This is a genomic window from Microcoleus sp. T3_D1 (genome assembly GCF_036700405.1).
Lineage (GTDB): Bacteria > Cyanobacteriota > Cyanobacteriia > Cyanobacteriales > Microcoleaceae > Microcoleus.
Genome location: NZ_JAUBOV010000022.1, coordinates 85,954 through 96,920, shown reverse-complemented (window position 1 = coordinate 96,920; position 10,967 = coordinate 85,954). Strand labels below are relative to the sequence as shown.

General features: G+C 43.0%; 15 protein-coding genes and 1 pseudogene. 6 read left to right on the top strand and 10 right to left on the bottom strand.

Annotated elements, in window-relative coordinates:
- Positions 1 to 59 precede the first annotated feature (59 nt).
- Positions 60 to 395, bottom strand: coding sequence for a hypothetical protein (locus QT992_RS12755; protein WP_333335460.1), 336 nt, complete (start codon positions 393 to 395; stop codon positions 60 to 62).
- A gap of 188 nt (positions 396 to 583) precedes the next feature.
- On the opposite strand from QT992_RS12755, the gene QT992_RS12750 reads away from it, so the two are divergent.
- Entirely contained in the window at positions 584 to 808 is a 225-nt protein-coding gene (locus QT992_RS12750; protein ID WP_333377057.1) for a hypothetical protein, read from the top strand.
- A 235-nt stretch (positions 809 to 1,043) separates the two neighbouring features.
- On the opposite strand, the gene QT992_RS12745 is transcribed toward QT992_RS12750, so the two are convergent.
- Both QT992_RS12745 and QT992_RS12740 read right to left on the bottom strand, forming a co-directional pair.
- On the bottom strand, positions 1,044 to 1,667 hold the full coding sequence (locus QT992_RS12745; protein ID WP_333335466.1) for a siphovirus Gp157 family protein: 624 nt from the start codon (positions 1,665 to 1,667) through the stop codon (positions 1,044 to 1,046).
- 2 nt (positions 1,668 to 1,669) lie between these two features.
- Positions 1,670 to 1,843, bottom strand: coding sequence for a hypothetical protein (locus QT992_RS12740; RefSeq protein ID WP_333335468.1), 174 nt, complete (start codon positions 1,841 to 1,843; stop codon positions 1,670 to 1,672).
- Between the two features lie 66 nt (positions 1,844 to 1,909).
- On the opposite strand from QT992_RS12740, the gene QT992_RS12735 reads away from it, so the two are divergent.
- The 4 genes from QT992_RS12735 (at position 1,910) to QT992_RS12720 (ending at position 5,141) form a co-directional block, all read left to right on the top strand.
- Positions 1,910 to 2,983, top strand: coding sequence for a hypothetical protein (locus QT992_RS12735; protein WP_333335471.1), 1,074 nt, complete (start codon positions 1,910 to 1,912; stop codon positions 2,981 to 2,983).
- A 74-nt stretch (positions 2,984 to 3,057) separates the two neighbouring features.
- A complete protein-coding gene (locus QT992_RS12730) occupies positions 3,058 to 3,414 on the top strand; it encodes a hypothetical protein (protein WP_333335474.1) in 357 nt (118 codons plus the stop codon).
- Between the two features lie 82 nt (positions 3,415 to 3,496).
- On the top strand, positions 3,497 to 4,738 hold the full coding sequence (locus QT992_RS12725) for a transposase (RefSeq protein WP_333335477.1): 1,242 nt from the start codon (positions 3,497 to 3,499) through the stop codon (positions 4,736 to 4,738).
- A gap of 154 nt (positions 4,739 to 4,892) precedes the next feature.
- Positions 4,893 to 5,141 (top strand): hypothetical protein, encoded by a 249-nt coding sequence (locus QT992_RS12720; protein WP_333335479.1) that lies wholly within the window; start codon positions 4,893 to 4,895, stop codon positions 5,139 to 5,141.
- A gap of 239 nt (positions 5,142 to 5,380) precedes the next feature.
- Here QT992_RS12720 and QT992_RS33595 read toward each other — a convergent pair whose 3' ends face one another.
- From QT992_RS33595 to QT992_RS12705, 4 genes are all read right to left on the bottom strand, one after another.
- Positions 5,381 to 5,644, bottom strand: coding sequence for a GIY-YIG nuclease family protein (locus tag QT992_RS33595; protein WP_445305795.1), 264 nt, complete (start codon positions 5,642 to 5,644; stop codon positions 5,381 to 5,383).
- Positions 5,645 to 5,726: 82 nt separating this feature from the next.
- Positions 5,727 to 6,065: a hypothetical protein gene (locus QT992_RS12715; RefSeq protein WP_333335481.1), complete on the bottom strand. Its 339-nt coding sequence runs from the start codon at positions 6,063 to 6,065 to the stop codon at positions 5,727 to 5,729.
- 283 nt (positions 6,066 to 6,348) lie between these two features.
- Positions 6,349 to 7,941, bottom strand: a complete 1,593-nt coding sequence (locus QT992_RS12710; protein WP_333335484.1) for a relaxase/mobilization nuclease domain-containing protein — start codon at positions 7,939 to 7,941, stop codon at positions 6,349 to 6,351.
- 50 nt (positions 7,942 to 7,991) lie between these two features.
- Positions 7,992 to 8,405, bottom strand: a complete 414-nt coding sequence (locus tag QT992_RS12705) for a plasmid mobilization protein (RefSeq protein WP_333335487.1) — start codon at positions 8,403 to 8,405, stop codon at positions 7,992 to 7,994.
- A 373-nt stretch (positions 8,406 to 8,778) separates the two neighbouring features.
- On the opposite strand from QT992_RS12705, the gene QT992_RS12700 reads away from it, so the two are divergent.
- Positions 8,779 to 8,940 carry a hypothetical protein gene (locus QT992_RS12700; RefSeq protein WP_333335490.1) on the top strand — a complete coding sequence of 54 codons (162 nt, stop codon included), beginning with the start codon at positions 8,779 to 8,781 and terminating at the stop codon, positions 8,938 to 8,940.
- 594 nt (positions 8,941 to 9,534) lie between these two features.
- On the opposite strand, the gene QT992_RS12695 is transcribed toward QT992_RS12700, so the two are convergent.
- From QT992_RS12695 to QT992_RS12685, 3 genes and pseudogenes are all read right to left on the bottom strand, one after another.
- Positions 9,535 to 9,729 (bottom strand): hypothetical protein, encoded by a 195-nt coding sequence (locus QT992_RS12695; protein WP_333335493.1) that lies wholly within the window; start codon positions 9,727 to 9,729, stop codon positions 9,535 to 9,537.
- A 209-nt stretch (positions 9,730 to 9,938) separates the two neighbouring features.
- Positions 9,939 to 10,127 (bottom strand): hypothetical protein, encoded by a 189-nt coding sequence (locus QT992_RS12690; RefSeq protein ID WP_333377055.1) that lies wholly within the window; start codon positions 10,125 to 10,127, stop codon positions 9,939 to 9,941.
- 520 nt (positions 10,128 to 10,647) lie between these two features.
- Positions 10,648 to 10,798: pseudogene (locus tag QT992_RS12685) on the bottom strand (Uma2 family endonuclease); the annotation flags it as partial.
- Between the last annotated feature and the right edge of the window lie 169 nt (positions 10,799 to 10,967).

Below are 10,967 nucleotides of genomic sequence, written 5' to 3'. Positions count from 1 at the left end.
AGAACTCCTGGCCTATATAGTTTTTTTTCTGTAATTTGTCAAGTACAATTTATACCAAATTAGATGCGATTACCCTGGAGTTCAATGTCTGCAAAGTAAACATTTTTGCCGGAGCTGAAAGCAACTCTTCTGGTAATACCATCTCCGAAGTCGATGTTTTTGAGAGGGTCGAAGCTGCTATCATTTGGGTCTGGTTTAACGATGGTTAGGGATGCTAATTCTTCAGGTTCAAAAAGCAGTTCAAGCAGGGAGTTACGCAGCACTTCTGATTCAGCTTGGTACCGCCCCTTTGCTCTACCGTCAGCCAAGGACATATCAAAGACTGGGATTTTTAGTCCTTCCCCAGCTACCCATTCTGTGGAGCGATATTCTGGGGTAAGTTTTCTTCTGCTCATTGATTAGCTCCTGAATCCTAGTTTTTACATTTTTAGGACTTACGCACAGTAATAGTCCCGATTTTGACAAGGTTGTTACTTCACAAATTCCTGCTACTGAGTGATATTCTCCCCCTCCAATTGGAGGGTTTAGAAGAAAGAAGTAGCGTGTTACAATCAGAATGACAATCCCAATGTGGAGAAAAAAAGTGAAAGTAGTTCGCACAACTACGGCTATGGAAAGCCAACGGGATTATTTCTCTGATAGCGATAGCGATGCACTTGCTCGCGTTGCTTTTGGAGAAGGTGAAAACAGTCAGCAGTTTGGAGGTTTGAACCTCGATGCTAACGGGGTTATTAAAGGTAGAGCATCAAAGTTGTTCAACGTCACCGAAGAACAAGTTGAAAACCCTCAATACTGGATTGATTTGTAATAGATACCGACCCAAATTAAGTCTTCGCTCTTACCAAACAAACGTGTCACATTCTAATACCATTTCTAAAAAGTCTTGCTACAATCTGCATCGTTGGGTTTATTTCACGAAATCAACCTACTGTTGCTACTGTTGCATGACTTTTCATAAATGGTAGTATTCGGAGGTATCTAATTCGGATATGTCTAATAATTTAGGTGTAAAATCAAGGTATTCCTGACACCTAAAAAGATGGCTAACGCCGTTTTTTGGACTGCGTTTTATCCGAAGAACGACTCTCAAGCGTCTGGTTGGCTTGAAGAGAGTACAAATTGTTACCTGGAAGCAAGCTGTAGACCACTTTGCGCTTGCGGAAAACCCTAGTACCATCTACAGGCATTCCTTGTTTCCAAGCGTCTGCAATCGCCTTTTTGTCGGCAGAAATTACGGTTTTGGTTTCGACTCGGCGATAGGGTTCTGGCAGTTGAGATGGGTCAATCAAAATTTCACAGGTAGGCGGATTTTCCTTAACAGTAATGCGGCGGTGTTTACCAATAATTTCTGAAGTTAACACGCCGCACTCGTTGAAGTAGAGAACGGTTTTGTCTAACCGCTCTCTCCACCCCTGGAGTTTGTTGAGAGCTTTTGAATGCAGTTCTATCAAATACTGCATCCGGGCTGTAATTCCTGCAATTTCGGCATCAATTTGGTCGGCTAAGTCGGCATGGGCATCAACAGCAAGTTCCTGGGTTTCTTGGGTTTGCCAAAGGGATTGCAGCAGTTGGTCAATTTCTTCTGAGCTTTCTGCTGATTCTAGTTGATGCCAAACTTGAGCCGCAGTTATTGAACTTTGAGCAAGCGTCGCTGTGGCTAAATTCATGCTTAGTATCCTCCGTTGATGCAGGTGTGATAATAATCGCGGCGTTCTTCGAGTTGAGTAAGCGCAGCTATTGTTGCCGCGTCGGATTTAAGAGAGATTTGTTTGTCCTTTTGAATCTGGCTACCTGGTTGAGAATGAGTTAAATCTTGTGAGTTTGACTGGGTAATTTTTGGCATACAATTCAAAAAAATTTCTTAAAAATAGCGCGACCGCGCTCTTAAAAAAAAGGAGTATTTAAAGTTATGAATTATCCTATAGTTTTTTACCCAAAAGTGGTAATGCAGTTCTGCTATCAATATCCTTTGCCAGAGGCAAGTTCTAGTTGTGCCACCTCATCCCAACTTCAAGAAACTCAACAATTCGGTCAACCTGTTGTTTTGCTGACTCCGCCTCAACCACCTGTGGTGTTACCTGTCAAGTTGCTGTGGTTAATTTGGGTGTTTTGGCTCTATGGTGCGATCGTACTTCCGCTGTTAGCTATTTCTTGGGGTTGGCTGTGGTGGGAAATGCTGTTGGTAGTAGCTGCTTATTCATGTTTAATTGCGGCTGCTTATAGTTATGTGTTTGGTTGCCGTCAAAAACTGCTATCCAGGTATAAACAGCAAATTCTTGAGTACAATCAACAAAATATATTAGTCCATCAAGATTTATCATCGAATAAACAGCAAGAATTTTCTAGTTTTAAGGTGGAAAAAGAAGGGTTGCAGACAGGTTTAAAAAGCGCAAAACTTGAGTTAGATTCCAGAAATCGATTGCTCAAGGATTTGATGTCACTTCGCGTTAGTCCTAATGGCACATCTCAAGCTCGGCAAGGAGTGAGTGAACAACGCTTTTTGCAATACTTACAGCAATATTTCGAGGAAGTTGTCCAAGCAGCAGAGTTTAAAATTCCGTTATCTCAGAGGAGCTATTCAGCAGATTTTACTGTAATTCACACTCCATCTGGACTCGGAATTGATGTCGAGATTGATGAACCTTATGCTGGCAAATCTAAGAAGCCCACTCACTGCTGCGATGCTGACAGGGATATGCGCCGCAATCAATTATTCTTAGAGTGGAATTGGATTGTGGTTAGGTTTACTGAAAAGCAGGTGGTTCAGGCTCCTTTGAGCTGTTGCAAGTTCTTGGCGATTGCGATCGCCTTTGTAACGGGCGATCGCTCTTATTTAAAGCAACTGGAAACTGAGCCCGATTTGCTAAGCGTCAAACCTTGGACAACAAGAGAGGCAAGGGCTATGGCTAAAAGCAACTATCGCCTTACTTATTTATCTGGATTTGGCGTCGGTTCTGCTTGCAATCTGGTTTCAAAGTTTTGATACGAGCGCACGCAATATCCGACTTATTGACTGCAATAAATGTTTATAATTAATACAAAGGAGATAAAATAGATATGCTGTCATTTGAAGAGGGCTTCATTGAAAGTCAACAGCTCAACCAAAGACTTCTGCAAACAATTCGTTTGCTTGGAGAATACAAGGGAAAGCAGGAGTTATTCAAACAACAAGCTTCACAAGTTTTAGGCACTTTGCGCCAAGCTGCGGTTATTCAGAGTACCGAATCTTCTAACCGCATTGAAGGCATTACTGTGCCACTAGAACGGATTAAGAAATTAGTAACAGAAAAAACAACGCCGCGCGATCGTTCAGAACAAGAAATTGCGGGTTATCGGGACGTGCTAACTACAATTCACACCAGTCATACCCACATTCCTTTCAAGGCCTGGATGAAGGCTAGTAGCAGCTTTTAAGCTGCCAGTCATCCGTTGAGTTCTTGTTTTTGTCATTGTATCTACAAAATGCTATAATACTTTGTAGAGATAGACAAGAAGCATGCTAAATCTCAGTTACGAGTACAAACTAAAGCCGACAGACAAGCAGATTTCGGAAATCGAACGAACTCTGGTAATTTGTCGTAAGGTTTGGAACTACGCATTGAGAGAGCGCAAAGACTGGATTAACTCTCGTAAATGTCCGATTAATGCTTGCTCGATCGCTTTGGAGTACATTGTTCCTGCGGATGCTCCCTACCCGAATTATTATGTTCAGGCGGCGGGGCTGACCAAAGCCAAAGAGTTGTTTCCCTCACTCAAAACGGTTAACGCTCAAATGCTTCAACAGGTGTTAAGAAAGCTGGAAACAGCCTTCCTAGACATGAAGCGCAAGGGAATGGGATTTCCTAGATTTAAGAATAAATACCGAATGCGGTCGTTTGTATTCCCTCAAATGCTTAAAAATTGCCTTCAAGGAAATAGTATTAAACTCCCACAGTTAGGCATTGTTGAATTCATTAAATCAAGAGAAATTCCTAATGGGTTTGTAGTCAAGCAAGCTCGAATTGTGCGGAAGGCTAGTGGATATTTCGTTATACTTTCATTAGAATGTGATGTTAATGTTCCTCAACTCGTTGCACATGGATTACCCGTTGGCATAGATCTCGGTTTAGACCAATTTTTAGCAACTTCAGAAGGAAAGTTAGTTAAACGTCCTAAGTTTTTAGCAGTCGAACATCGCAAGCTTAAATTGCTGCAACGTCGGCTTAAAAACAAAAAGAAAGGATCTAGTAACCGTCATAAGTTGAATCGAAAAATTGCTAGGCTGCATCAGCGTGTAACCGATACCAGAAAAGATTGGCAGTTCAAATTAGCTCATGACCTAGCTAAAGATGCGGGGATGATATTTGTTGAAGATATCGATTTTCGAGTCTGGGCAAAAGGTATGTTTTGCAAACACACCTTAGACGCTGGTTTTGGACAATTCATTTCAATTCTGTCATGGGTATGCTGGAAACAGGGAGTACATTTCGAGAAAGTAAACAAGGATTACACTTCTCAAGTCTGCCCTAACTGCGATCGTCATACTGGCAAGAAAGCTCTCGATAACCGAGTGCATAATTGCCCTGAGTGTGGGTATACGACACATCGAGATGTAGCAGCGGCTCAAGTTATTCGTAATCGCGGATTGTCGGCGGAGGGACGCTTCGTAGACATTAAAGAAATTGCCTGTGGAGGCGGTCTGACGGGGACTGGGAACAGTCTAGTTAAGAGCCAAAGAGACAGGAAGAAGAAAGCATGAAGGCACGGCTTCAGCCAGCCGGAATGCAACCTTTGAGAATCCCCCACATTCATGCCGGGGAGTCCGTCAATACGATACGCTTTACCAATCTTCCCAAGGATGGCATGAAGGGCAGCATAACTTATTACCTTGGTGGGAGTATTTCTTGGGAGTCATGCTGCTATCAGCTTATCGGGAGTTTGAGCAGCGGGTGGGATATGTTACTTCTGCAAAAGGAACTAAAACGGCGATCGTATTGGATGTGATTAACAATTTGCCTCAAGAATTCTCTATTAGGGAATTGCAGGAACGGTGTCCGACAGTGCGAATTGATTTGATTCGCCGTCTATTGCGGCAGGAAAGGGATGCTGGGCGTTTGGAATGTCGGGGACGAGGAGTTGAGGCGCATTGGCGAAAGCAATAGATACAGGAATTACACACAAGCAACTGGGTGTTAAGTTCAAGTACGAAATCTAACACCCAGTTCTAACTATTTATGCAAGCTAATGAAAGCAGTGTAGACCGGAAAATTAGCTTCTTGGTAATGGGAAAAAGGTAATCGGTCAATCGGTCAATCGGTCAATTGTATCTGACAATGTTTGAAAACTGTTATATTTCCTCCTATTGGAATTGCATTTCCTACAAAAAAGCTGATTTGTCCTTTCAATTTTTGCACAGAGGGCAAAAACGTTTGTGGTTTTTTTGCCTTTTGATTCTCCTCTCAAAACTTTTGTCTGCAACCCAGCATTCTGCCAAGACAAAGTTTATTCCGCGTTCTCGGGCAGCGGCGCAAAATTTAGCACCTCTGCCTTTTTTATGTTTCCAAAGCCTCTCGTCCAAATCTTTTGTCCAGCCGACGTAGTGTTGCGCCGGACGACTCGAACATATCGGCTTATCAAAGTGCAGGAGATACACGTATCCTGCCATTTTGTTTGCCATTTTTGAATGTGGTTTTAATGTTTGCTATTGGCTGCCGGAGAAACAAACTTGTCTCTCCGGCATAATTGAATTACCAGTCGATTTTTAGCTCGCAGTTTTTGTTGCTGCCGTTGCTGCTACCATTGCTGCTACCATTGTTGGTGTCGTTGTGGCTACGGTTGCTGCTTTCGAGAGGGAATTGGAAGTTTAAGGCCAGCAGCTCTTGCTCGATAATTGACTTTCTGTCTAGGACTTTTTTATCTCTCAAAAGTCGCAGAGCGTGGATTATTTTATCGAGCGTTTGATAGCTTGTTTGTTGAAAATTCAATACAAGTGTTGTTTCCCTGCCCATGATGTACAGTTCGTTTTCGGTTTGGTGGACGAAGGTTAAATTATTGAAATTGTAGGTGTTGGTTTGCGATACTTCCATTTTTTATCTCCGATACTTTATTTTTTGGCGCGACAGCGCTCATTTTTTTGTACTAACTTTTAGGAAAAAACGTATAAATATTTTTTTTTCAAGGTCGGCTCACAAAAAACAATGAGCCAGCGCCCTCTCAATTTTCTTAGCAAATCCAGGAAAAATAGTTGATAAATTTATTCACCAAATTGTAATACTTAGTGGTAGCACTATCAGTAATTTAGGTCGTAAGCTGAAAGTTTGTTAAGTAGCGTTTTTATTAAACACTACTCACTTTTTCAGGGAACCATAACTAATCCAGTTCGATGTCTTGGATGCGCTGTTTATAAGGTTGGTTATTTGGTTGAATATTTTGCTGTTCTTGCTCAATTAATTGTATCCAAATATCATTCCAACTTGACTGTGGATTAACAAGTTCTGCATTCGGTAGCAGCGCACTCGCATTTCGAGCGAGCTGAGAATTTTCGGCGATCGCTATAATAACGCTATCGAGTTCTTGTAAGAATTCTATAGGCAGTTGTGAAGCTCGTTCAATTCCTAAGTAAAGTGTCGCTGGTGCTGTTGTAGAGTTTTCCTGTTCAATAAGTAAAATTGAAAGGGCTTCTATTGGGTTACAAGCAATCACAGCTCGCTCAATTTCTCCAGTAGTGGCTACCCAGAAAGCAGCTTCAGATGACAGGGGATGGGTTGTACTAAAGTTGCCTCTTTCATCTAGAACAAAAGCGAACCGGGCTTCCCCGTCAAGCGTCCGTCCTGTAAATACAGCCTTTTCAGAGGCGGCATACAGCCAAGAATGAGAGTGCAATAAATTAAGCAATTCTAAAGGTAAACTGTACTCGACTGCTAGATGCGAGCGCACTTTTTGCCACTGAGTTTCATTCCTTTCAGGCAGGATTGATAATTGTAACTCTAACTCATTTGCTGTTGCAGGAGTAGCAGGTGCGGTTGTTTCTAGCTCAGATTGTGACAACTCTAACTCATTTGCTGTTGCAGGAATTGCAGGTGCGGTTGTTTCTAACTCGGATTGTGACGACTCTAACTCATTTTCCTCTGTCTCACTGGGGGCGATAGCTAAGTGTTGTGGCTGCATTAAAGCCTCAATTAGGGCGATATCTCGTCCTTGGTCATAGCTAACATTTCGATACTTCTGCAATCCAGAAAAAGTGTAGGCTTTACCCAACTGAGTGCCACTCAAAGCGACTCCATCTATTTTGTAAGAAATGCCTTGACTTAGTTCACTTTGAGTTGTTTTTACTTGCACCTCTACGGCTTGTTGCTGCAACCGCTCAACGAATTCTGGCATACTTGGGTTGTCTTGGGTAACTTCATCAATTAGGTCTTGCAATTGCACCCTGACGCTCTTGTTTCCCTTGTTTTTTAATTGCCTGTGTTCTCCTGTAGTCTGAGCTCGCTTGTCTGTTTCCCAACTGGGTGTAACAGTTTCCAGGTTGTAGTTCCGTTCGAGCTGGCGAATAGTTTCTTGGCTTTTGTAATAATCCCAGCTATCGTCAACAACACCCCCATCTAGGCAAATGCGACTGGCGACGATGTGGATGTGGTCGTGTTCTGTATCGCTGTGCTTGACAACTGCGTATTGGTTGTTGTCAAATTCCATCGCTTTCATGTAGTTGGCTGCGATCGCCAGCCAGCGTCGGTCATTTTCTTCAGAATCTTCTAGTTTTTCGGTGCTATCGACAGATAAAGTGGCGTGAAAAACTGCTACTTTCAGGTTAGGTCTTAGTTGTCGGGCGATGCCAAATTCAGCAGCCAGTTCTTCAGGAGTTTGTCCGCACATAGTACCGCCAATTAGAGTGGCGTCTTTTTTGCCCAGCACGTAGTTCAGACAGCCTCGAAAGCCTGTACCTTTGATTTGTTTGCCAATCATAACCGTTTCGCAGTAGGTTTATTGCATCGATTGCTCAGGCTTGTTAAAAATTAGCGGACTGTAGATTTGGCGAGGTTTGCAACTATTGTTTTAATTGCCTTCCCGTTTTCTCGAATGACTTGCTGTACGCTTTTTAAGAGTCCTGTATTGACAACAACGGGTTCTCCCAATGCCACAGCACTATTGCAAGCTTTAGCCATCTGATTGAGGTTGTTTCCTGCAATTCTCAATTGGGTATCAATCTTGCATAACACTTGATAGGCTTTTAAGTCAAATGCAGCTAGAGGGCGCGGCATGGCTCTCCTCAAAGCTGCACGGCGCATGAAGTCGCTCATGCTCAAATTGACTTGCTCTGCTCTTGCTTTAATTTGATTGTAGTCAGAGTCAGACAATCTCAGTTCCAGCCGACTCGAAAGTCTCTGGTTTTGCTGCTGTTGAGGAAATTTATTGAGCTTCATAGTCATAAAAATAGTTGAGTTTATCTCATTTTATAAATCTATAACTACTTTCAAATTCACCCCAAAAGAGCAAACTAGGGGCGTAAAGTGACCCCCGCCATTTGAGGATAACTGGTTGCGAGCGCTACTCAATAACTGACAATCTATCCATTTGCTTTTTAAAGTGTTTGCTCGACAGGCGAGAGCGTTGTCAGCTCCTTTCTCCCTCTCATTTCTTATAGCTGTATAATATTCAGCTTGATGTGTATTACAGTTAGCTACATTTGTCATTAAAGCTTAAGAAAGTCTTAAACCTGACCAGGCGGCTAGGATTCCGCATTCATGAGGTGCATTGTTTTTATTTAAAAGTAATAAATAAAGCTTTGTACGGACAAAACCATTGCTTGCTACCGAGAGAGAACAGCCAAAAGCAGCCTCAACAAGCAAAGGCACGAACAGCACAAAAAAGCAGCAATTTGACCGAAAAAGTCAGGCATTTGCAGGATATTTACAGGCAAGTGCAGGTAAAGTGCACCCCCTGCAAATACCTGCACTTGCCTGACTTTATACTGCAAATCTCTGACTTTATACTGCAAATGCCTGACTTTAGCTGACGCAACAATTAGCTAATTTTTTAGCGTTTTTAACAACAAGTGGGTTGATTTAATAGTCAAGTTGTGGCATCGGAATTGAATAAAAAATCAAGTTGAGCAAGTGTGAGAAAATTGGCAACACAGTAGCCGTTATCTAAATTGAATAAAAAATCAAGTTGAGCAAGTGCGAAAAATTTGGCAGCGTAGCAGCCGTTATGTCAGCCTTGGCAGTTGCATAAATTGCTGTTGTCGGGCCCGCGCTTTGCAATCGGCTAAACTGTTGGTATGAAGGCAGGTTAAGAGCAGACCATCTAAAGTGTCTTAAGAGCGAGAGCGTCTGTGATCGTTGCAACGCCGATCAAGTAAATCAAATTTCCCCGCCTATCCATTTATAGAAATAGTAATTTCTTATTCCCTATCGATTTACCGGGGAATCAAGCCGGAGCAATCAGGCTGCCCAACAAGCCGATCACTCCTGGTTTCTCCGTGGTCAGCAAGGAAAAATCAAAGAGCGGCAGACCTAGGAAAACTTTCGGCAATATGCGTTTTTGTGAGCTCGCCCCTCACCTTTTAGCTGTTTGAACTGGGCAAATTCCACCTTGCTGACGATCGCCAAAACATCGGTGGATGCAAGAAAAGCCCGCGTCGATTGCCGCCACAAAATCCTCCTCAATAGCTGAAGCTACGGCGCGAGATTGGTAGCCGCTCGCCTGTTTAATTGTAGGAGCTCCGTCGTGGGCGATCGAGCTGTCGCTCAAGCCGATCACTACCCAGATGTGACGGGAGGAATTGATGCCAGTGCTGCTACGAAGTTGTCACAACAGCAGGAGCAATGTGAGCAATCGGCACAGTCGAAGAGCGGGTAACAATCAAGCTACTTGACACCTAGGATTCCCCATTCATAAGGGTGCATCGTTTTTATTTAAAATTAGTAAATAAGGTTTTGTACGGACAAAAACATTGCTTGCTACCGATAGAGAACAGTCATAACCTGCCTCAACAGGCAAATGTACGCTCGACACAAAAAAGCAGTAATTTGACCGAAAAAGTCAGGCATTTGCAGGATATTTACAGGCAAGTGCAGGTAAAGTGCACCCCCTGCAAATACCTGCACTTGCCTGACTTTATACTGCAAATCCCTGACTTTATACTGCAAATCCCTGACTTTAGCTGACGCAACAATTAGCTAATTTTTTAGCGTTTTTAACAAAATCCGAATTGATTTAATAGTCAAGTTCCGGCATCGGAATTGAATTAAAAATCAAGTTGAGCAAGTGCGAGAAAATTGGCAGGCAGCTAAAATTTTAGAAGCGATTTTGTAGCATAGCAGCCGTTATGCAAGCAATAAAGTTGAGGCTGGCCTGTCTGGTTTTTGGGCTCCGTTGAGGCTGAAAACGAGTGTAAGGCTGACCTCGATAATAAGGCAAAATGTTGTTGTCTGGCTAACCTGACAATCAATCGACTAAAATGTTGTTGTCTCGCAGAGCTTGACAGTCGGGTAAAAATTTACCCCCTGGCCACGAGAGTCCTTGGTTTTTTAGGGAGGGACGGCGATAGCCGGATGCAGTGCAAGGTTTGCTAGATTGAGAATCCACAATTCTTGTGCGGGAAAGCCAAATTTAGCTGCATCAAGATTGGGAATGCTGCCTGACGAACTCTACTGATAAACCCAGGGCTTATCCCACTTGCTCTGCATTCAATCCCATTCCCAACAGCCGAGGAATTATCAAAAAGTGCTTGTTGGGTTCTAGAGGCTCGTTCTGCACCTGTCAGCAGCAAATTGCCCTCGGTGTCCCACCACCGCAGCCATAGCATTGTCTGGTTTTGCTAGCTGTCCTGCAACAGTCCTACACAGTTCCCTGAAGTTGTAGGAACCTGAGCTCGATAGATTATGCAACATCCGACTTTTCCGACTTTACGATCCGACTTTTCCGACTTACAAAGGCAGGGGAGAGGAAATATTATAGAGATAAGATGCGTCTCAAAAGCTGTGGAA